The organism is Limnoraphis robusta BA-68 BA1 (genome assembly GCF_034932365.1).
In the GTDB taxonomy this organism is placed as follows: Bacteria; Cyanobacteriota; Cyanobacteriia; order Cyanobacteriales; family Microcoleaceae; genus Capilliphycus; species Capilliphycus robustus.
Map to the genome: position 1 here is coordinate 1 of NZ_JAYGHR010000092.1, position 21,968 is coordinate 21,968.

General features: G+C 42.7%; 15 protein-coding genes and 1 pseudogene. 11 read left to right on the plus strand and 5 right to left on the minus strand.

The genetic code is table 11. From position 1 onward, the window contains the following. Positions 1 to 211: 211 nt before the first annotated feature. Positions 212 to 2,893, plus strand: a complete 2,682-nt coding sequence (locus tag VB836_RS26605) for a tetratricopeptide repeat protein (protein ID WP_323224135.1) — start codon at positions 212 to 214, stop codon at positions 2,891 to 2,893. Positions 2,894 to 3,273: 380 nt separating this feature from the next. Next, positions 3,274 to 4,366, plus strand: a pseudogene (locus VB836_RS26610) (ISAs1 family transposase). Between the two features lie 176 nt (positions 4,367 to 4,542). Here VB836_RS26610 and VB836_RS26615 read toward each other — a convergent pair. The 3 genes from VB836_RS26615 to mnmA form a co-directional block, all read right to left on the minus strand. Beyond that, positions 4,543 to 4,884 (minus strand): XisI protein, encoded by a 342-nt coding sequence (locus VB836_RS26615; RefSeq protein ID WP_323224072.1) that lies wholly within the window; start codon positions 4,882 to 4,884, stop codon positions 4,543 to 4,545. Next, entirely contained in the window at positions 4,872 to 5,291 is a 420-nt protein-coding gene (locus tag VB836_RS26620) for a XisH family protein (RefSeq protein ID WP_046282352.1), read from the minus strand. Before VB836_RS26620 ends, VB836_RS26615 begins: the two co-directional genes overlap by 13 nt. A gap of 225 nt (positions 5,292 to 5,516) precedes the next feature. Next, positions 5,517 to 6,575, minus strand: a complete 1,059-nt coding sequence (mnmA, locus tag VB836_RS26625; RefSeq protein WP_323224074.1) for a tRNA 2-thiouridine(34) synthase MnmA — start codon at positions 6,573 to 6,575, stop codon at positions 5,517 to 5,519. A gap of 86 nt (positions 6,576 to 6,661) precedes the next feature. Here mnmA and VB836_RS26630 point away from each other — a divergent pair, with 86 nt between their 5' ends. Both VB836_RS26630 and VB836_RS26635 read left to right on the plus strand, forming a co-directional pair. Continuing rightward, positions 6,662 to 7,642 carry an SPOR domain-containing protein gene (locus tag VB836_RS26630; protein WP_323224076.1) on the plus strand — a complete coding sequence of 327 codons (981 nt, stop codon included), beginning with the start codon at positions 6,662 to 6,664 and terminating at the stop codon, positions 7,640 to 7,642. 282 nt (positions 7,643 to 7,924) lie between these two features. Next, the gene (locus VB836_RS26635) at positions 7,925 to 9,490 is read left to right on the plus strand and encodes an NAD(P)H-hydrate dehydratase (RefSeq protein WP_323224078.1); all 1,566 of its coding nucleotides are present in this window, start codon (positions 7,925 to 7,927) and stop codon (positions 9,488 to 9,490) included. 137 nt (positions 9,491 to 9,627) lie between these two features. Here VB836_RS26635 and fabI read toward each other — a convergent pair whose 3' ends face one another. Beyond that, on the minus strand, positions 9,628 to 10,404 hold the full coding sequence (fabI, locus tag VB836_RS26640) for an enoyl-ACP reductase FabI (protein ID WP_046281901.1): 777 nt from the start codon (positions 10,402 to 10,404) through the stop codon (positions 9,628 to 9,630). Positions 10,405 to 11,378: 974 nt separating this feature from the next. On the opposite strand from fabI, the gene ntcA reads away from it, so the two are divergent. The 6 genes from ntcA (at position 11,379) to psbA (ending at position 16,808) form a co-directional block, all read left to right on the plus strand. Then, on the plus strand, positions 11,379 to 12,044 hold the full coding sequence (gene ntcA / locus VB836_RS26645; protein WP_425354776.1) for a global nitrogen regulator NtcA: 666 nt from the start codon (positions 11,379 to 11,381) through the stop codon (positions 12,042 to 12,044). A 73-nt stretch (positions 12,045 to 12,117) separates the two neighbouring features. Then, complete coding sequence (locus tag VB836_RS26650) at positions 12,118 to 13,038, plus strand: RNA-guided endonuclease InsQ/TnpB family protein (protein ID WP_323224080.1); 921 nt, start codon at positions 12,118 to 12,120, stop codon at positions 13,036 to 13,038. Further along, entirely contained in the window at positions 13,028 to 13,210 is a 183-nt protein-coding gene (locus VB836_RS26655) for a zinc ribbon domain-containing protein (RefSeq protein WP_323224082.1), read from the plus strand. Before VB836_RS26650 ends, VB836_RS26655 begins: the two co-directional genes overlap by 11 nt. Positions 13,211 to 13,330: 120 nt before the next feature. Further along, complete coding sequence (locus VB836_RS26660) at positions 13,331 to 15,010, plus strand: DUF3084 domain-containing protein (RefSeq protein WP_323224083.1); 1,680 nt, start codon at positions 13,331 to 13,333, stop codon at positions 15,008 to 15,010. A gap of 44 nt (positions 15,011 to 15,054) precedes the next feature. After that, positions 15,055 to 15,444: a pre-16S rRNA-processing nuclease YqgF gene (locus VB836_RS26665; protein WP_046281905.1), complete on the plus strand. Its 390-nt coding sequence runs from the start codon at positions 15,055 to 15,057 to the stop codon at positions 15,442 to 15,444. Between the two features lie 299 nt (positions 15,445 to 15,743). Further along, positions 15,744 to 16,808 (plus strand): photosystem II q(b) protein, encoded by a 1,065-nt coding sequence (gene psbA, locus VB836_RS26670; RefSeq protein ID WP_323224085.1) that lies wholly within the window; start codon positions 15,744 to 15,746, stop codon positions 16,806 to 16,808. A 407-nt stretch (positions 16,809 to 17,215) separates the two neighbouring features. On the opposite strand, the gene VB836_RS26675 is transcribed toward psbA, so the two are convergent. After that, on the minus strand, positions 17,216 to 19,123 hold the full coding sequence (locus VB836_RS26675; protein ID WP_323224087.1) for a hypothetical protein: 1,908 nt from the start codon (positions 19,121 to 19,123) through the stop codon (positions 17,216 to 17,218). Between the two features lie 664 nt (positions 19,124 to 19,787). Here VB836_RS26675 and argZ point away from each other — a divergent pair. Beyond that, positions 19,788 to 21,899, plus strand: a complete 2,112-nt coding sequence (gene argZ / locus VB836_RS26680) for a bifunctional arginine dihydrolase/ornithine cyclodeaminase (RefSeq protein ID WP_323224089.1) — start codon at positions 19,788 to 19,790, stop codon at positions 21,897 to 21,899. Positions 21,900 to 21,968 lie beyond the last annotated feature (69 nt).

Consider the following 21,968-nt stretch of genomic DNA (forward strand, 5'->3'; position numbering starts at 1 on the left):
GAAGTTTAAGTTTGGCGATCGCTATGTTTTTCTAGGATTTTAGATTTTCTGAAGAAAAAAGGAGTGAAACAGCCTAATTTCTTAGGTCAAGCGCGATCGCCAAATTTTAGAATGAAACGGCCCTGCCAATACTGGGGGCTTTCAAGAAGGTTCTCCCCAAACTTGGGGGGCAAGGGGGGCTGAACCCTACCAAAATTTAGGGCAACGGGGCATTCTCGAACCCGAAAAGTTTTTTGGACGGGATGAACCTCTCGAAGAACTCCACCAACTCCTACAACAAAATACCCAAGTTGCGATCGCCGCAGCAGTGGTGGGAATGGGAGGAGTCGGCAAAACCGAACTCGCCATCCAATACGCCCGTCAACATCTCAATGATACCTACAAAGGCGGCGTTTGCTTCATTTCTGGGGGGAGTTTTATCTTTGAGGTGATTCAATTTGCCCGTCCCCGGTTTTTCCCCAAGATGGATTTTACAGGCTTTTTGGAAGCGGAACAGTTGGCTTATTGCTGGCAACATTGGGCGGAAGGTGAGGTGTTGTTAATTGTTGATGATGTCATCGGCTACAAGCAACAGGTTAAGCCCTATTTGCCCGGAGATCCTCGGTTCAAAATATTAATCACCACGCGAGAACAGATACCCAACGTTACTCCCCTAAATTTAGAGGTACTTCACCCCGATGATGCTTTAAAGTTACTGGAGTCTATCATCGGAACGGAACGAGTTCAAGCCGAACCGGAAACCGCCCAACAACTCTGTGAATGGTTGGGATATTTGCCCTTGGGGTTAGAATTGGTGGGGAAATATCTGGCAGAGGATGAGGTTCTTTCCCTCGCCGAGATGCAGAAACGCCTGCAACGCAAACGCCTAAAACATCGTTCTCTCGGAGATGCAGAGGCAGCAGTAACGGCAAAATTGGGAGTCGCCGCAGCATTTGAGTTGAGTTGGGAACGGTTGCAGCAACAGCCAGAAACTCAACGGTTGGGTTGTTTGTTGTCTCTGTTTTATCCCGATGAGATGTTGTGGGAGTTGGTTGAAATCGTGTATCAATTTTGGCAGGGGGAGGAAATTGATCTCGAAGATGTTGAAGACGGCAGACGCCAGTTAGTTAAACTCAGTCTCCTCAAACGAACCGAACAAAAAACCTATCGCCTCCATCGACTCCTGCGAGAGTTTTTCCGCGACAAACTGGAGGAACAGGAAGCCGCAACCGCAATGAAACAAGCCTTTGTCACCACAATGGTTAAAATTGCTGATGAAATTCCTCACAATATGACAACGCAACAAGTCAAACAGGTTGAACCTGCCATTAAACATATCGAAGAAGTTGCTAATAGTTTCACTGAGTTGTTATCTAATGAAGATTTAGTTACACCCTTTACTCGTGTAGCTTGGTTTTATCAAAGTCAGACGTTATACTCTCAAGCTGAACCTTGGCTAAAGAAAAGTTTGGAGAGGGCAAAAACCCGTTTCGGAGATGAACATAACGATGTTGCTACCAGCCTGAACAACCTCGCCTCCCTTTACGAGTCACAAGGACGCTACAGTGAAGCTGAACCCCTGTATCAGCAAGCCTTAGAGATGAGACAACGGCTGTTTGAAGGCGACCATCCCTCTGTTGCCTCCAGCCTGAATAACCTCGCCTACCTTTATGAGTCACAAGGACGCAACAGTGAAGCCGAACCCCTTTTACAGCAAGCCTTAGCAATGACACAACGGCTGTTTGAAGGCGACCATCCCTATGTTGCCTCCAGCCTGAACAACCTCGCCTCCCTTTACCAGTCACAAGGACGCAACAGTGAAGCCGAACCCCTTTTACAGCAAGCCTTAGCAATGAGACAACGGCTGTTTGAAGGCGACCATCCCTCTGTTGCCTCCAGCCTGAATAACCTCGCCTACCTTTATGAGTCACAAGGACGCAACAGTGAAGCCGAACCCCTTTTACAGCAAGCCTTAGAAATGTATCAACGGCTGTTTGAAGGCGACCATCCCCATCTAGCCTCCAGCCTGAATAACTTAGGTTTACTTTACGACTCACAAGGACGTTACAGTGAAGCTGAACCCCTGTATCAGCAAGCCTTAGCAATGACACAACGGCTGTTTGAAGGCGACCATCCCGATGTTGCCTCCAGCCTGAATAACCTCGCCTACCTTTACAAGTCACAAGGACGCTACAGTGAAGCCGAACCCCTGTATCAGCAAGCCTTAGAAATGTATCAACGGCTGTTTGAAGGCGACCATCCCAATGTTGCACTCAGCCTGAATAACCTCGCCGGACTTTACCAGTCACAAGGACGCAACAGTGAAGCCGAACCCCTTTTACAGCAAGCCTTAGAAATGTATCAACGGCTGTTTGAAGGCGACCATCCCCATCTAGCCTCCAGCCTGAATAACCTCGCCTACCTTTACCAGTCACAAGGACGCTACAGTGAAGCCGAACCCTTGTATCAGCAAGCCTTAGCAATGACACAACGGCTGTTTGAAGGCGACCATCCCGATGTTGCCACCAGCCTCAACAACCTCGCCTCCCTTTACGACTCTCAAGGACGCAACAACGAAGCTGAACCCCTGTATCTGCAAGCCTTAGAAATGAGACAACGGCTGTTTCAAGGAGATCATCCCGATGTTGCCTCCAGCCTGAACAACCTCGCCTTGCTTTACCACTCCCAGGGACGCAACAGTGAAGCCGAACCTCTGTATCAGCAAGCCTTAGAAATGTTTGAACGAACTCTCGGAGTTGGTCATCGCGATACAATCACAGTTCGAGGAAATTATGCAGACTGCTTGAGAAAATTAACGGCAACTCAAAAAAACAATCAATCTCAATCTGAAAATAGTTCTTCTTTTGAGGATATTCTTCAGCAAATGCAAGCAATTATTGATCGCTCATTATAATATGCAATAGCAACCCTAAACACAGATGAAATTTTAGTTCTGCACTATGAACTGACTATTGCTGAAAATCTTTAAAATGCGATCGCTATGCTTCAAAGTCCCTCGCCCCACCCCCCTTTTTAAGGGCAGGGCCGTTTCGTTCTAAAATTTTGCGATCGCGCTTGACCTTAGAAATTAGGCTGTTTCACTCCTTTTTTTTTCAGAAAATCTAAAATCCTAGAAAAACATAGCGATTGCGCTGTCGCGATCGCGTAGCGATCGCCAAACTCAAACATCACTTTGGACTCCCATCGGTCAATCTGGAGTTTAATAATGAAACTGGCGATCGCACTTGATGTAAGATGATAGCGATCGCCAGCTTTTTCAGAAAATTTCTAGATATGAATAGTCTAATTGAAGCACTCAAAAAAATCAAGGACTTTCGCGCCCTGCCAAGGCAGAAGACATCCTTTATGGTTGGTTTTATTGATAGTAATTTTGGCAGCGATGCAGGGATACTTAGGGTATAGAGCGATGGGAGATTTTGCCAAAGCTAATCAACAGCTAATTCTTAATAAATTTAAAATTTTCTCGAAAAAAGTCCCTTCTTCATCAACAATAAGACGAGTGCTAATTGGAGTAGACTGGTCGAATCTTCAAGATATTTTTAATCAATGGTCGAGTCAACTTAATGAGTTGAGTGATTTGAGAGATTGGGTCTGTATTGATGGAAAAAGTTTGAGCAGCACCGTAGACAATTTTGCTAACTCTCATCAAAATTTTGTTTCATTTGTTTCCTTGTATAGTCAAGAATATCAAGTTGTGTTGGGATTAAATTGCTTCGAGAACAAACACTGTTCAGAAATTAAGCAAGTCCAAGAAATCATCGGAAATTTACCCCTTAAGAATAAAGTATTTACTCTGGATGCTCTGCACTGCCAAAAGCAAACAATTCAACAAATTATTAAATCAGAAAATCACTACTTAATCACGGTCAAAAAGAATCAAAAAAAATTGTATCAAGCTCTAGAGTCTGTCACCCACTCTGAAGAGCCTCTGAGTATCAATATAGAGCAAGATAAAAGTCATGGTCGCCAAATTAAACGTCAAGTCTCGGTTTTCAAGAGTATAGATCCCCTGAAATCTAATTGGTGTGGTATTCAAAGCTTAATTCGAGTTGAAAGATGGGGTAAAAGAGGTAAAAATAATTATCATCAAGTCGCTTACTACATCAGTAGTTTGTCTGAAAAAGCTGAAGTTTTTGCAACGCAAATAAAAGGGCATTGGTTAATAGAAAATCAGCTTCACTGGGTAAAAGATGTAATCTTTAAAGAGGATAGTTCTCAAATCCATCACTTTCAAGCCCGAACGAATTTATCCATCCTCCAAACTATAGCAATGAATCTGTTTCGACTGTTAGGATTTGTCTCTATTACTGAAGGTCAAAGATGGCTTAATAACAGGTGGTCTAGGCTTTGGATTTTGCTAGAATGAAACAGCCCTGCCTTTTTAAGGGGGGATTAAGGGGGGATTGGAGAGGGATTTAGGGAGAGGTTCTTCACAGTTTTTCGCCTTTTAAAAGAGGGATTTAGGGAGAGGTTCTTCAAAGTCCCTCGCTTGATAGGAGAGGGATTTAGGGAGAGGTTCATTTTCACCAACTGCGATTTTATTCACTCCGAAGCGACGCCAAACCCCGTATATTCTCGAACAGAAATTGGCTGAAGTCCCAAAACAATATCTTCCTTTGGAATTCCCAACGAAACCAATTCTTCAGCAAGACTGTAATCCGTTTGATTGCGTTGAATCCAGACTTTATTATTCTGAATATTCAAGTGCATCACACAATTATAAATCCGACGGTAATTATCCCATCCAAAATCCACAATTAAATAATGATCTCGTTCCCGATCAAAAATGGGATGAACCTCAAATTCACCATTAGGAGACTGACCTTGACAATGTTCCAGCAGTAATTTTTGAATACATTGACGGTAGTGTTCTAGTCGATCCATTGAACAATCACCTCATCAGTCGGTTCGTAGACAATTAGTTTTATTTTATACTTTTTGATAGCCGTTTGGGGGAGTTTTCGTTGAAAGAAGACTTCATAAGCGGAAATGGGAACTGCTAAATAAAGTGTACGTTCGGGTTCGCTTTCTTCAAGCACTAAGCGATAATTTAAAAATTGTCCTAACGCAGTATGAAAGTCCGATAAAGCAGAATCTCTTAAAAAGCTTTTAACTTCAACTGCAATTTTTACTTCTGCTTTTTCTGCTACAATAAAATGTTCTGCGGCTAAATCAATTTCAACTAGATCATCTTTCCCAAACTCAATTCTTAATGGATCATGGGTGATCATCCACTGTTCTTTCTGAAGTGCTTTTTTAACAGCATTATGAAATCGATCTCTAGCAGACATTTTTTCAACGACTTTACAAGCTTATATGATTATAATATATTTGTTTTCATCGCTTCGGCGATCGCCAAATTTAAAACAAAGTCCCTCGCCCCACCCCCCTTTTTAAGGGGGGATTAAGGGGGGATTGGAGAGGGATTTAGGGAGAGGTTCTTCAAAGTCCCTCACCCCACCCCCCTTTTTAAGGGGGGATTAAGGGGGGATTGGAGAGGGATTTAGGGAGAGGTTTTAACTGCAAATAATTCCGCCACCTAACACAATTTCTCCATCGTACCAAACCGCACCTTGACCGGGTGTAATTCCGAAAATGGGTTCATCAAAAATCAATTTGACTTCTTCGCCTTCTGCGGAATTTAACGGTACAACCGTAACAGGTTGGGGTTTTGTTCGATAACGAATTTGCACTTCAGCGCGAATGGGAGAAGTGGGCGGCGCCATTGATACCCAATTCACCCGTTTAATGATACACTCCGTTTGAGTCGCATTTTCGCGATCGCCAACAATCACTTGATTTCGTCCGGCATCAATGCCAATAACATATAATGGGTTTGGCGCGGCTATTCCTAAACCTTTGCGTTGTCCGATGGTATAGTGATGAATCCCTTCATGCTGACCTAAAACTTGACCATTTTGATCAACAATATCGCCTTTTTGACCTGTAATATATTTATCCAAAAACGCCCGCATTGAACCATTTGCCTCAACCAAACAGAGGTCTTGACTTTCCGGTTTATCCGCCGTTTTCAAGTTATATTCAGCCGCAATGCGTCGGGTTTCACTTTTGAGAACTTCCCCCAAGGGAAACACAACACCCGCCAACAAATCTTGAGTTAAATCATACAAGAAATAGGACTGATCTTTACTTTTGTCAACCGCTCTTAAGAGTTGATAACGGTCACTTTGTTGATCATACCGAATTCTGGCATAATGACCTGTAGCAATCAAATCAATGCCTAATTCTTCTCGTGAATACCGCAACATCGGGCCGAATTTCACGGCTTTATTACATTGAGAACAGGGTAACGGCGTAATTCCCGCACTATAGCCTTCGACCAAATAATCGATAATATGAGTTTGAAACAAATCTCGACTGTCCACGATATGATGAGGAACGCCTAACTGTTCGCAGATAAACGCGGCATCAACCATCCCTTCTGAACAGCATTGACCTTTTCCTTTCATTAACCATAGCGTTAACCCCACCACTTCATAGCCTTGGTGGTGCAGAATAGCGGCGGCGGTTGAACTGTCAACTCCTCCTGATAAACCGACAACGACTTTTTTCATGGGATTAGGCGATAATAAGCTGCTAGTTTAGATGTACTTCTCTATAAATGATGACATTATTACGCTTAGTGTTGGAGGAACCGAGAATGTCTGTAACTTCTATGATAATACATAAAAACTACAAACGGTGGATTCAGCAGAGATTGCGAACCCCACTAACGGCGATTTTACTGCTATTGGGGACGGGTTTAGCTGAAATTTCTCCAGGGTTCGCACAGCAACAACGCTATGGGGTATATGTTAACAGCGATAGTCCCTTTTTGTTAGAAGTCGTTCAGCAAGTCCAGCCCGGCGCTGTGATTCGCAACTACAGAAATCGCAGAATCATAGATGCGGGTATCTATTTTAGAGAGAGTGAAGCCGAAAGAGTCGTTGAAGATTTGCAATCCTACGGTATAGAAGCCCAAATTACCAACTTTGAAGACGAAAAAGTGTTTACAGGGGCGATTAATGCGGCACCTCCTATTGTTCCTTTACCCACTAACGAAGAAAAACCGATTGAAACAAATATTCCGCCGATTTATGTCTTTCCTGAAGGAAGTTTAGGTTTATATCAAGTGTTTGTAAGTGTTAATGATGCGGCGTTATTTGAGGTGAAGAAAGTAGCACCCAATGCGGAAGTCAAAGAATATGAAGGTAAACTGCTTATTCAAGCGGGGAGTTTTGTCAATTGGAGTAATGCTCGACTCCTGGCGGATGAATTAAACTTGCGAGGAATTCCTTCAGAAATTATTCAAAGTTTGCAAGATTTGCAGCTTTGGGTGGCGATTCAACCGGAAGTTCCGACGACACCTATTACCTCTAAACCTTCGGATACTGACGGTTATGGGTTATCGGAGACGAATCGTTATTTTGTGTTAATTCCCGCTCAAGCTGCTGATTTAAATATCATCGCAAATGATGTGATTACGTTGGGTGCGCCGGAAAACAGTGTGATGATTCAAGACTTAGCGGTTGACCCTTTTATTGCAGTGGGGCCATTTGCAAATCAAACCCTTGCTAAAGAATGGGAAGATTATTTTATTGATGCAGGAATTTCGGGAGCGCAGGTTTATTTTGGTAAGTAGTCAGTAGGTTGGGTAGAACGAAGTGAAACCCAACAATGTAGAAACCCAACAATGTAGAAACCCAACAATAATTATTCAAAGTTGGGTAGTAGGTTGGCTAGAACGAAGTGAAACCCAACAATATAAAAACCCAACAATATAAAAACCCAACAATGTAGAAACCCAACAATAATTATTCAAAGTTGGGTTTTTTACCTCAACCCAACCGACGAGTTGTAAAATGGGGGAAACGAAGTCTTTGAATGTTGGGTTTCGTACCTCAACCCAACCTACTATTTAATTATGTTTAACCGTAAAAATAGAACCGAAATTCAACATTTTGTCGTCACTGCTAAACAAATGCAGGCGATAGAAACTCGTCTGTTTGATGCAGGAATGCCTGTAGCCGCATTAATGGAAAAAGTAGCCGGACGAATTACCCAACGGATTCTCAGCAAAATCGAGTCAATTCCTGTTACTTCGATTGGGGTGATTGTTGGGCCGGGTCATAACGGCGGGGATGCCTTAGTTGTCGCTCGGGAATTGCATTTTTTAGGATATTCTTTGGTTGTTTATTGTCCGTTTTCTAAACAAAAAGAACTCACTCAATCCCATTTGAAGTATATCACAAGTTTGGGAATTTTGATCAATCTAAATATTGAATCTTTGCAAAACTGCGATGTAATTATTGATGGGATGTTTGGCTTTGGTTTAGAACGTCCGATAACTGATGAATTAGCAGAAGCCGTGAATCAGATTAATGCTTGGAAGAAAAGGGTTTTGAGTATTGATTTACCTTCCGGGATTCATACGGATACCGGAGAAGTTTTAGGAACGGCTATTAACGCGACTGACACCTTTTGTTTGGGATTGTGGAAGTTAGCATTTTTACAAGATTCAGCCTTAGATTATTTGGGAAATGTTGAACTGATTGACTTTGATATTCCCTTAGCTGATATTCAGGCTATTTTAGGGAAAAACCCCGAATTTCGACGGATTACTAAAGAAAACGCCATCGCTGATTTACCCTTACCTCGTCCTTTGACTTCTCACAAATACAAGAACGGTAATTTACTGATTGTAGCAGGTTCTCATCGTTATACGGGAGCCGCAATTTTAGCAGGTTTAGGGGCGAGGGCGTCGGGTGTGGGAATGCTATCTATTGCAGTTCCTAACTCGATTAAACCTTTATTGAGTAGCCAACTTCCAGAAGCTTTAATTGTGGGTTGTCCAGAAACAGAAGATGGGGCAATTTTAGACTTTCCCTCTCATTTTAGTTTAGATCAATTTGATGCGATCGCCTGTGGCCCTGGTTTAACACAATCAGCTAGTACAATTGTACAAATGATTCTCGACGGTAATCAACCGTTAATTTTAGATGCAGATGGTTTAAATATTTTAGCCCAACTTGACCCCATTTCTACGCTATCTCAACGACAAGCGGCAACGGTTATTACTCCTCATCCGGGTGAATTTAAGCGATTATTTCCTGATTTAGTCGAGGAGTTAAAGAATCGTATATTAGTCACGCAAAAAGCCGCCCAACAAAGTCAAAGTATTGTCCTCTTAAAAGGGGCGAGAGTTTGTATCGGAACCGAGAACACAGTTTGGATGAATCCCGAAAGTACACCCGCATTAGCTAGAGGAGGAAGTGGTGATGTTTTAACGGGTTTATTAGGTGGATTATTAGCCGCAGTGGTGTTAAATCAAACGCCCATAGATGCTATCGTGAAAACAGCCGTTTGGTGGCACGCCCAAGCCGGAATAAAAGCAGCAAAAGACAAAACAGAGTTGGGTGTGGATGCGTTTACATTAACCCAATACTTGAACTTATTGCAATTAGGTTTAAATAGCAATAATCACAACTAAAATCGTCCTTACTCACTTGAGTTAAATCTAACTGAACAACTGAGTAACTGTCAGATGTCAGGCAAGGTGAAATCGTTGAATTCCCGGGTTAAGTGTTCTGATTCGGTTCACCAACACCTAACCCTTAACCTATTTTGCTACATTCCCATGATGCAGTAACCGGAATCTACATACAAAATTTGTCCGGTAATCCCACTGGCCAGATCACTACACAGGAAAGCGGCAGTATTTCCCACCTCCTGTTGAGTCACGGTGCGACGAAGCGGGGCGATTTCCTCAACATGATGAATCATGTCTAAAATACCCCCCACCGCCGAGGAAGCCAGTGTGCGAATTGGGCCTGCGGAAATGCCGTTCACCCGAATCCCCAAAGGCCCCATTTCCCCTGCTAAATAGCGAACATTCATTTCTAAGGCAGCTTTAGCAATTCCCATAACATTGTAGTTGGGGATCACTCGCACACCCCCGAGATACGTCAGGGTGACAATACTACCGCCTTCACCCATCAGGGGTTTAGCGCCTGCCGCCAGTTGTACCAACGAGTAAGCGCTAATATCGAGCGCCCTTGTAAAGCCTTCACGGGAGACATTACTAAAATCACCGGATAAGTCGTCTTTGTCCGCAAAGGCTAAACAATGAATCAGAATGTCCAGTTTTCCCCACTTGTCCTCAATGGTTTTGAATACAGCCTCTACTTGGCTGTCATCTTGGACATTGCAGGGGAGGAATAGACTGGGGTTGAGGGGTTCAACCAGTTCTCCAACTTTTTTTTCAAACCGACCTTTATCATCGGGAAGGTAGGTTACTCCCAAGTCCGCTCCGGCGGCGTGAAGCTGTTGGGCAATACCCCAAGCGATCGAGCGATTGTTGGCGATCCCCGTTACCAGTGCGTTTTTTCCGTCCAGGTTTAGCATAATCGTTTATTCTAGAAGTTATCGGTCTGTTGCTCTGGGCTGAATTCCAATCCCTTATCATAGGATGAATTTTGACGCTCCTCTGCCTTTAGGCGAGAGGATTCTTGGTTCAACGAGTCCACTTAGATTAGATACCTTGCAGCGTCTAGTCCAGAGGTGGTTCTCTCCCCAACCGTTACTTTCGGTGCGCCCCACCGTAGTTGAAGAGTCCTTCAAAGTTGGCTTGGATTGGGATTACTCCCAAAATACTGCTCGTCAAGCTCAATATAATCTTTTACCTACTTCTAGATTCGGATCTAGAACAATCAAGTAGAACCCCATAGATTCAATTGCCAAGGTTCAGCGTAGTGCCATTAGGCTGGGTTTTTAGAGCGGTTGATTACCCAGCCCGCTATAATCTAATTCTACACATATTTAGAGCTATGGCAAGAACTAAGCGACTACAACTTCTGTTGTCCGAACAAGAATATGAAGCACTCAAGAACTACGCTAAGTCCAAGCAAATACCAATGTCTGAAGTTCTTAGGGACTACATCAAATCCTTGAAAAAGTCCCCCTAGAAGGGCGAGGCTTGTATCCCATTTCTTCGGTCATCGGACACAGCCACCTCTGACATCTCATGTCCTTCCTCAATAGATGGAAAGCCAGGGTCGGTTTAAGGAGGCAAGGTCAGTAGCATTTAGCCGCCATTCAGAAGATTTTTCTCAATCAAGGCGATTATGCCGTAAATATGCTAGCGTATGAGGCGATAGGGAACGCTGCTGTAAACACAGACTCAGTGTTAGTAACTAGCAGAGAAAATCCCACTCAAAATGTAGGTTTTGACTAAAGCTGCTCGTAACCCCAGGTTCTCTGTTAAGCTTATGCTAAGAAAGGGAAACGAGGGTACGGGTTGACTTAGAGATCAACTTAACCCAAACTCAAATTAAGTAGTAGAACACAGTAGGGCATTGGTTAGCGCAAGGGATCGGGACGTGACGTATGATAGACCGTTAGCAGCGATGTTCCGCCAGATCGGAGGCGGGGCATATCCTCCCGTTGTAGAAACCTTTGAACGGGGTAAAACCATCTTTTTCCCAGGAGATCCAGCAGAGCGCGTCTACGTTCTCATCAAGGGAGCGGTGAAACTTTCTAGAGTCTATGAAGCTGGAGAAGAAATTACCGTCGCCTTATTACGAGAAAATAGCGTCTTTGGTGTTCTCTCCTTGATTACGGGTCATAAATCGGATCGGTTTTATCATGCCGTCGCTTTTACCCCCGTAGAATTACTTTCAGTTCCGATCGAACAGGTCGAGAAAGCCCTCAAAAGCAATCCTGAACTGTCAATGGTGATGCTGCGAGGATTGTCATCTCGGATTTTGCAAACTGAGATGATGATTGAAACGCTGGCTCATCGAGATATGGGATCAAGACTTGTGAGCTTTTTATTAATTCTGTGTCGGGATTTTGGCGTTCCGGGTCAAGAGGGGATTAGAATCGATCTCAAGCTCTCTCATCAGGCGATCGCAGAAGCTATCGGTTCAACCCGAGTCACAGTAACTCGTCTACTCGGGGATCTCAGACAAAAGAACATGATCTCAATTCATAAGAAAAAGATAACGGTTCATAATCCTGTGACCCTGAGCCAGCAATTTACCTAGATCCGGGAGCAGTAACTTAGTAGACGATTTATGGTACAAAACGGTACTATCTGTAAGATCAGATAATATATCTATGCAACGAGCCTATCATACCAAACTCAAACTTAACAACCGTCAAAGAACCTTAAGGGCTGCGACCGAGGGATATTCTAGGTGGGTTTGGAACTGGGCGTTATCGATGTGGAATGAAGCTTACAAACAGGGTTTAAAACCTTCTGCGAATAAGCTAAAAAAGTTCTACACCAATCACATTAAGCCAAACTATCCCTGGCAGTCAACGCTAAGTTCTAGAGTTTATCAATTTGCCTTCATGCACTTAGGGGAAGCTTTCAGTCGCTTTTTTCAAGGCGTTGCCAAACATCCTAAGTTCAAGAAAAAAGGCAGAAATGATAGCTTTACTCTCGATAATTGTGGCCAAGTAATGAGGTTTTCAGGGAGGAGATTGAAGCTTCCTTTTATTGGATGGGTATTCACTTATGAACCCCTCCCGGAAATTCAGACTAAACGAGTCACAATTAGTCGAGTCGCTGATTCTTGGTATCTGTCTGTAGCCTACGAATTTGAACCAGAACAGACTGTTAAATCAAGAGTTTATCTGGGTGTTGATGTTGGGGTTAAGGCATTGGCGACCTGTTCAGATGGTACTGTTTTTGCCAATCCAGCAGCCCACAAAAAAGCACAGAAAAATCTGGCTCGACTTCAGCGCGAACTTTCTAGAAAACAGAAGGGTTCAAACAACAGGAATAAAGCCAAGCTAAAATTAGCAAAAGCTTATCAAAGAATTGTCAACATTCGGAAAGATACAATTCACAAACTCACCTCATGGCTATGCAAAAACCACGCAGTCATCGGGTTAGAAGACTTGAATGTTTCTGGGATGTTGAAAAATAACAAGTTAGCGGGTGCTATTGCCGATTCTGCTTTTTATGAAATTCGCCGCCAAGTTGAGTATAAATCCTCGTGGTACGGCTCAGTTGTAGTTTTTGCGCTATAGATTCTATCCGTCAACTAAGACCTGTTCAAGTTGCGGTCACGTTCAAGAAATAGCACTGAAAGAACGAGTTTTCAATTGTTTAAATTGCGGTGAAGTCAAAGATCGTGACTATAATGCGAGTCTGAATTTATTACATTATGCCGAGGGCTTCTCGGCTAATTTGCCTGTCTGACCGGGTGCTGCCGACAGTCCGGGGTGATGCAGGAAGTAAACATTAACACGGTTTGTACCGCGTTATATCAGTTTTATAAAGCAGAACCAAACAACTGGTAACTGATCACCGATCACTGAAATGACCGCCGGATTCATCCTCGTAATCTCAATATTGGTGTTGGGGGGCGTGATCGCTACCGTTAGCGATCGCTTGGGGACAAAAGTGGGTAAAGCTCGGTTGAGTCTTTTCAAGCTGCGCCCTCGAACGACTGCTGTTGTTGTCACGATGGTCACGGGTACTGTATTGTCGGGTTTGACACTCGGCATTTTATTTGCTGCAAGTAAACCTCTGCGTCGGGGAGTCTTTAGAATTGATGAAATTCAAGAACGACTCAACCAATCTCGTAAAGATTTAACACAAACATCAGACGAAAAAGAAAGGGTAGAAACCGAATTAGAAAAGGCGAGAACCTCTCTCAATGCTGCTTTAGCTCAACTCAATCAAATCAATTCTTCTTTAGAACAAGCCAATAGTCAAGCAACCGAAACAGAAACAAAACTCCAACAAACTCAAAGTCAACTTCAACAAACTCAAACAAGACTCGATGAACTTCAGGGTCAATTGAGTCAAATTGACGAAGCAAAAAATCAAACGGAATTAGAACTCAACCGGACTGAAAATCAACTTCAGGAAGTCTTTGATCAAAAGAAATTACTGCAAGTAGAAATTCAAGAACTGCAAGCTGAACGCCAAAAATTAATCGAACAACGAGAGCAAGTCAAAGCACAAATACAAGAGCGCGATCGCGAAATCGCCGATCAAGAGCAAGTCATCGCCGAGCAAGATCAAGTTATTTCTCAACGAGATAAAGTCATCGCTGAACGAGATAAAGTTCTCGCTGAACGAGATAAAGTTATTGTTCAACGGGAAAAACTCCTCAAAGAACTCGAACAACAACAAGTCAAACTAGAGGAGCAACAAGCCTATCTAAAAGAGCAATTTAAACTCGTTGAACGAGATTTTCAGCTTTTAAGAGAAGGTAGTGTTGTTTTGAAACGAGGCGCCGTTTTAGCCAGTGGTTTAATAAGGGTCAAAGATCCCAAGCAATCAACAAATGTAATTCATGGTTTATTGCAAGAAGCTAATCGTAATGCGATGAATTCAGTCCAACTGGGAAACTCTAATGTTGAGAAGGAACAAGTGATTCAAATTACAAAAACTGAAGTAGAAGAACTGATTACGGAGATTGATGATGGTCGTGATTATGTGGTACAAATTATTTCAGCAGCCAATTATTTGGCGGGAGAAAGTCGGGTGGCTGTTTTTACAAAAGCAGAACCTAATAGACTGCTTTTTACATCAGGAGAAGTGATCGCAGGAACTTCAATCAAACCTTCAACTCTCAGCGATGATCAACTTCAGCAACAACTTGAACAACTGCTAGATGCGTCTCGGTTTCGCGCTCGTTTTGTAGGTGTTTTAGATGTCGATGGGTTAATTCTAATTGGAGATAGTCGTGTTGAAACTTTAGTTAACTTTTTTGAAAAATTACAACAACATGATCAACCCGTAGAATTACAAGCTGTCGCCGCCGAAGATACTTACACAATTGGGCCTTTAAAAATTGACTTACTGGCACGTCAAAATGGAGAGATCATCTTTAGTACCCGTCCTCAAGATCAAGAAATGATCACTGAAGAAGAACCCGAAATTTTACAACCCTGGGAAGCCGAGGATGCAAAACCTAAAGAAACTCAGACTGAGGGTGGTTCTTTTAGGATAGATCGAACTCGTTCCTTATTCAATGAAAGACAATAGGTTTTGAAGCATTTAATAGGCGGAGGAAGCTAACAATGCCGGAAATAATTCTAGGTTTTGATCCGGGTAAAGATAAATGTGGAATTGCGGTGATGGGAACAGATAACCTGTTAAAATATCATCAAGTTGTCGCATCATCCGAAGCGATCGCCACCTTAAAATCTTTGTGTCAACAATTTCCCATTGATTTGTGTGTGATGGGAAATCAAACCACATCTAAAACTTGGAAACAAAAACTCCTTGAAGCCTTACCAGAAAGCGTAAAAATCATTCAAATAGACGAACGTTATAGCACCTTAGAAGCACGCGATCGCTATTGGCAAATGTATCCGCCTCAAGGATTAACTCGTTTAATTCCTCAAGGAATGCTCACTCCTCCCCGCCCGATTGATGATATTGTGGCGATTATTCTGATTGAACGTTATTTATCTTAATGCAACGAGAAGGCTCGCAGCATAGGGCCGTTGGAATAGGGAAATTGGGACGGGAGTAACCAACACTCCTTGGCCAAAACCCAAAACCCCGCCTGACTCTCAAGCTACTTGTCAAAAACCCCAAGGCGGAAGCCTCCTTGAAATAATTAGTTTTACTTATTGATTAGTTCAGTAAACCTTATAAATTTTATGGATGTATCCTTGACAAGTTACTTAACTATGTAGTTATATATTGATATGAGAAAGCGGTAAAACATAGCCGACAAACCTTGAAAATCACTAGCAATAATATTTGAGATATGACAACAACCTTACAGCAGCGCGAAAGCGCCAACCTCTGGGATCAGTTTTGCAACTGGGTAACATCCACCAGCAACCGCTTTTATGTCGGGTGGTTCGGTGTATTGATGATCCCCACCCTGTTGACTGCAACCATCTGCTACATCATCGCCTTCGTAGCAGCACCTCCGGTTGACATTGACGGTATCCGTGAACCCGTAGCTGGTTCTTTAATGTACGGAAACAACATCATCACTGCTGCTGTTGTTCCTTCCTCCAACGCCATTGGTCTGCACTTCTACCCCATCTGGGAAGCCGCATCCTTAGATGAATGGTTGTACAACGGTGGCCCTTACCAGTTGATTATTTTCCACTTCTTAATCGGTATATTCTGCTACATGGGTCGGGAGTGGGAATTATCCTACCGCTTGGGAATGCGTCCTTGGATCTGCGTTGCCTATAGCGCTCCTGTGGCTGCTGCTACTGCGGTACTACTGGTTTATTCCATCGGTCAAGGTTCTTTCTCTGACGGTTTGCCCCTTGGAATTTCCGGTACTTTCAACTTTATGTTTGTCCTGCAAGCCGAACATAACGTCTTAATGCACCCGCTACATATGCTTGGTGTAGCCGGTGTTTTTGGTGGAGCGTTGTTCTCCGCTATGCACGGGTCATTAGTGACTTCTTCTTTAATTCGTGAAACGACCGAAAGCGAATCTCAAAACTGCGGTTACAAATTTGGTCAAGAAGAAGAAACCTACAACATTGTTGCAGCCCACGGTTACTTTGGACGTTTAATCTTCCAATATGCCAGCTTCAACAATAGCCGTAGCTTACATTTCCTTTTAGGAGCTTGGCCTGTAGTCGGCATCTGGTGCGCGTCTCTGGCGGTTGCCTGCTTCGCCTTCAATCTGAATGGTTTCAACTTTAACGAATCCGTACTTGATGCTAGCGGACGAGTAATTAATACCTGGGCTGACGTAATCAACCATGCCAACTTAGGGATTGAAGCCATGCACGAACGCAACGTCCACAACTTCCCCTTAGACTTAGCTTCTGTTGAATCTGCACCCGTTATCAAAGGCTAATTGCTAGCTTGAATAACTCAAAGCGCTCTCCAAAAGGAGGGCGTTTTTTGCGTTTTTGGATGGTTTTGTTCTAAGTTATATAGCAGAGAAAGAGTTGATTAGGACACTGTTTTTCTGTCAAATCCTTTTATGATAAAGGTTTCAATTCTGTCTCCTGTCTCCTGTCTCCTGATTTCTGCTATAGCAGTCGCCAGAACACTTGTGTAGAGTGCATCAAACCCGTTAATTGTGCGAAACAGAAAAAACTTTGATGAACGGAGAAAGTTTCATCGTTTCATATAAAGCACCTCAGTGAATTCAATTTCATCTAAGCCGGAGACTGAAGTCCCTGTCTAAAAATAAAAGTCGGTTTTAACCGACTCAATTCTTGATTATTGTATGAGTCCTCTTGAGAGGACTACTGAAGCCTACAGTTTGATATGGGAGAGTTCCTTTTCTCCTCTCTTCAGGTGCGAGATTTTAGCTTCAATCGATTCAACTTGTTTTGTAATTTCAACTGCTTTTTCAATGACTTCGGCTTCTAAAGTCGTTTCTTGAACAACTAATTCTTCCGAGTAAGCGATTACTTTCGTCTTCAGTTCTTTGAATGCTTCTTTATCCTCTAGAATTGATTTCTCCTTCTTCAGTTTATATTCGTAGTATTCACAAGTTGCGTATCCCACTAACAAGAATAATGCCAGGTTAATTCCAGCTTCAATTTGACCGTTTTTAATTTTAACAACGCCTTGTTTCGTCAGAGACTCTAAATGCAACTTGGCAATAATTTCAGTTTCAAAGACAATCGCTAAAATTGTCAGTTTATCCCCATCCTTAATTACATCATCGCCATAGATGTAAGCAATTTGCTCAATCATTTCTATGAAAAACGCCGATATTTTTAGCAAATTGACCTTAACTTTTTCTCCGTCGATAGGAACTACATTCACCAATCCTGCTAAGGTTGCAAATAGAGATTTTTCAGTAATGAAACGGTTGGCGAGTAGACGCTTGGTTTCTGCGGGATAGTTTTCTTTTAGTTTGAAAAAGATTTGTTTTGTTTTTGTTTGCTCAAAAACTTTTTTGTCTTTGAGAATTGCGAGTAGACGCTCACGCCAGTAACGAGTCCAAACTTCCTGAACAACTTGTTGTACCGATTTAGAAACATCTACAGAAATTTTTACTGTGTTCAAGCATTCTTTAGTGAATTTGTCGGTGTTTTGAATTTTCGGGATTCCTCCAGCTTTGACAATAACACGTTTTTCCTTTCCTATAACTAGGATAAAATCATTAATCTCAGTGTATTCTTTTTTCGCGATCGCTGCGTCAATATTTTCAACGTATTGGACTAAAGCAGAAATTTGTTCTTGAGCGTCTTTAGCTTCTGCTGTAGCTTCTTGAACCTCTGATACGATTACTTTTGCTTCTTTAGCTTTTGCTGTAGCTTCTTGAACCTCTGATACGATTACTTCTGCTTCTTTTGTTGCAGTTTCTCCAGGTTTTTCTTGCAATTTTGTTTTGGAATTATTTTTAATTTTTGATGGAGTTGTTTCTTTTTGATATTCTTTTATAAGCTCGTAGTCTGTTTCAATTTCTTCCTCTAGCCAATCAGTAATGGATTCTGTAATCATCTGAGTTTCTAAGTACAACTGACTTTCAGATCGAACTTCATCTAGATTTTCTAGTTTATGTTCATAACTTCCTCGTTTATTTTCATAGTATAGACAGGCTACATCGCCAATTAGACGAATCATTAAAACTTTAGCCGTTGCACTTAAAGCTGTACTGGCTACAAAACCCAATTTTAACCATCCAAGACCAGCATTAATAGCTTTTTCTCCTAGTAAAGCAACGCTGAAAGCCATTAAAATTTCATTTTCCTGTTGTACGAGATCTTCTGTGAATCCATATAAAGATGAGATTTGATATACCATCTCTGCTGAAATTTTAGCAATTTCAGGCAACTGAATTGCCATCAAATTATCAAGCATACTTTCAACTTTAGGAACAGCTTTTATGAGAGTTAAACCCGAGACTTGTAAACATTTTTGAAAAATTAGGGTTTGAGCAATTTCTCGTGTTGTTTTATTAGGACATCGATTTTTAAGTCGTTGAACAGAAGCTTCAGCCGCTAACAAGTTTAAATTGAAAAGAGACTCATTAATCCAATTAAGTAATTGATTCCAAGCATCTACATCGGCTTCTTGCTCTAAAGTTACTACTTGAGGATCTAGAGGAAGTTCTGAAAGAGGAATTGCAACCTTTATATGAGATGGCGGTTGATCTTTTTGAGGTGTTTTAAAGTCTGGAACCTGCTGGGGTAAATCATTTACTGGCATCCATTCTCCCCAATATTCTCCTTCAACTTGAAAACAAATTTGTTGCTTGGGTTTTCCCCACTCATAGGAAGTCGCAACCGCCAACAGTATCTCGTCGGGTTTCAGTTGACGTTTGATCTCCTCCCACTCAGTCGGTGCCAATAACTCTTGGGTATCCATAATTGATTCTCCAGGATTAGAAGGGATAATTGATTGTTTTCAACTTGCTACTTCTCATCCTAGTCGGAATCGCCGAGAAAAAAAATGGGGTTTTCACGGATCTTCAAATGTTAAATTATCAAATCTTTCTCAGTAAAATTACGGAAATAAAAGTTGCTTGAATAATCATCTTTAACAATCGATCATTTCTGTGAAATTTAGTCGGTAAGGTGCATTTTTGATAAAAACCCGATTTCGTAGGAGTTACCGGGTTTTTGGACTGGGTGTCAAATCCGTTAATTTTGTTAGAGAGAAAAAAGCTTTGAAAAATTGATGCACCCGACTGGGGAGAGAATGTCAGAGAGCAAATATTGACGTCCCAGAAGCTGCTACAATATTAGACTGGCATTATTAACAGAAAAGTTACCCACCTCTAAGCCTGAGAAGTGGGTCGAATGTTAATGGTTTAAATGTCTGTGAATAGCTCTGTTTAGCGTCTACCTAGTTCTACCTAGTTCTACCTATTATGACTGATTCGATTCGCTTCCTCATGTGTTCTCCAGACCACTACGACGTGGACTATGTGATCAATCCCTGGATGGAGGGCAATATTCATAAATCTTCCCGCGATCGCTCCGTTGAACAGTGGCAAAAGCTTTATCACACCCTCAAAGATCATGCTATTGTCGAGTTGGTCAAACCCCAAAAAGGCTGGCCCGACATGGTATTTACCGCCAATGCGGGTTTAGTCCTCGATAAAACCGTTGTCCTCAGTCGCTTCTATCACAAAGAACGTCAAGGCGAAGAACCCTACTTCAAAGAATGGTTTGAGTCCCAAGGCTTTACCGTTCACGAACTCCCCAAAGACTTACCCTTTGAAGGGGCCGGAGATGCGTTATTTGATCGCTCAGGACGCTATTTGTGGGCGGGATATGGGTTCCGTTCCGAACTCGACTCCCATCCTCTAATTGCAGAATGGTTGAATATCGAAGTGTTATCCCTGCGCTTAATGGATGAACGCTTCTATCACCTCGATACCTGCTTCTGTCCGTTAAGTGGAGGCTATCTCCTCTATTATCCCCCTGCTTTTGACTCCTATTCTAACCGCTTGATTGAAATGCGGATTCCTCCCGAAAAACGCATCGCTATCGAAGAACCCGACGCCGTGAACTTTGCTTGTAACGCCGTTAACATTAACCAAACGGTAGTCATGAACAAAGTCAGTGATAATCTCAAAGCCCGTTTAAGTGAAGCAGGCTTTAACGTTATTGAAACCCCTTTAACAGAATTCCTCAAAGCAGGCGGCGCCGCCAAATGTCTCACCCTGCGCGTCACCGAACCGATTATCCCCGATCGCCATGCAACTGTGTTGATCGAAACCCGAACTGTTCGCATGGAAGGACATTTACTCGATGCAGGCTTAATTAACCAAGCCCTAGATTTAATTGTCGAAGGCGGGGGAAGTTTCAAAGTTCAACAATTTAACTTAGGTGAAGAACGTCAAAGCACATCTAATGCTTTAATTAAAATTTCCGCTCCCTCCCATCAAGTGATGGAAGATATTATTAGTCAACTCATTGATATCGGGGCGGTTTCTTTAGACGAAGATATTCAAGATGCCAAGTTAGAACCTGTTACTCAACATGGCGTCAGTCCCGATGATTTCTATGTCACCACCATTTATCCCACAGAAATACGGGTGAATGGAGAATGGGTACAAGTCCAAAAACAACGCATGGACGGAGCGATCGCTGTAAAGGAAACGCCAGAAGGCATTATAGCCCAATGTAAGCTGTTGCGCGATCTCGAAGTCGGTGAAAAAGTCGTGGTTGATGTCGCCGGAATTCGTACCATTCGCAAAACAGAATCCCGTGAACAACGCAATGCACCCCAAGAATTTGGCTTCATGTCGGCAGGTGTTTCTAGTGAACGTCGGGTAGAATTAATCGTTGAACAAGTCGCCTGGGAACTCCGGCAAATTCGCGATCGCGGCGGGAAAGTTGTTGTCACCGCAGGACCTGTTGTCATCCACACAGGCGGGGCTGAACATCTGTCTCATTTAATTCGCGAAGGCTATGTCCAAGCGTTGTTAGGCGGAAATGCGATCGCCGTTCACGATATCGAACAAGCGATGATGGGAACCTCTTTAGGGGTAGACATGAAGCAGGGAACCGCCGTTAAAGGGGGACACCGCCACCATTTAAAGGTGATTAATACCATTCGACGCTGTGGAAGTATCGCTAATGCCGTAGAAAAGGGTTTATTTAAGAGTGGCGTCATGTATGAATGCGTCAAGAATAATGTACCCTTTTCTCTAGCCGGTTCCATTCGAGATGACGGCCCGCTTCCCGATACCCAGATGGATCTAATTAAAGCTCAACAACACTATACCGAGTTGTTGCAAGGCGCAGAGATGATCTTGATGCTTTCGACAATGTTACATTCCATCGGCGTTGGAAATATGACCGCCGCAGGGGTGAAAATGGTTTGTGTCGATATTAACCCCGCAGTGGTAACAAAACTCAGCGATCGCGGTTCTGTTGAGTCTGTCGGTGTGGTGACAGATGTCGGACTGTTTTTGAGTTTACTCGTTAAACAGTTGGATAAATTAACCAGTCGTTATCATCTGGAAGTTTAATTTTTGGGAGATTTGGAGACGTTCTGGTGGGGCGTCTCTACTCCTGAGAAATCGGTTGAGGACTGTTGA

What these genes read in the sequence shown, in the direction of transcription:
- VB836_RS26615 (WP_323224072.1), bottom strand. Translation starts at nt 4,884, where the DNA reads ATGGATCGACTAGAACACTACCGTCAATGTATTCAAAAATTACTGCTG.
- psbA (WP_323224085.1), top strand. Translation starts at nt 15,744, where the DNA reads ATGACAACAACCTTACAGCAGCGCGAAAGCGCCAACCTCTGGGATCAG.
- VB836_RS26675 (WP_323224087.1), bottom strand. Translation starts at nt 19,123, where the DNA reads ATGCCAGTAAATGATTTACCCCAGCAGGTTCCAGACTTTAAAACACCT.
- VB836_RS26630 (WP_323224076.1), top strand. Translation starts at nt 6,662, where the DNA reads ATGTCTGTAACTTCTATGATAATACATAAAAACTACAAACGGTGGATT.
- argZ (WP_323224089.1), top strand. Translation starts at nt 19,788, where the DNA reads ATGACTGATTCGATTCGCTTCCTCATGTGTTCTCCAGACCACTACGAC.
- VB836_RS26635 (WP_323224078.1), top strand. Translation starts at nt 7,925, where the DNA reads ATGTTTAACCGTAAAAATAGAACCGAAATTCAACATTTTGTCGTCACT.
- VB836_RS26620 (WP_046282352.1), bottom strand. Translation starts at nt 5,291, where the DNA reads ATGTCTGCTAGAGATCGATTTCATAATGCTGTTAAAAAAGCACTTCAG.
- VB836_RS26660 (WP_323224083.1), top strand. Translation starts at nt 13,331, where the DNA reads ATGACCGCCGGATTCATCCTCGTAATCTCAATATTGGTGTTGGGGGGC.
- fabI (WP_046281901.1), bottom strand. Translation starts at nt 10,404, where the DNA reads ATGCTAAACCTGGACGGAAAAAACGCACTGGTAACGGGGATCGCCAAC.
- mnmA (WP_323224074.1), bottom strand. Translation starts at nt 6,575, where the DNA reads ATGAAAAAAGTCGTTGTCGGTTTATCAGGAGGAGTTGACAGTTCAACC.
- VB836_RS26650 (WP_323224080.1), top strand. Translation starts at nt 12,118, where the DNA reads ATGCAACGAGCCTATCATACCAAACTCAAACTTAACAACCGTCAAAGA.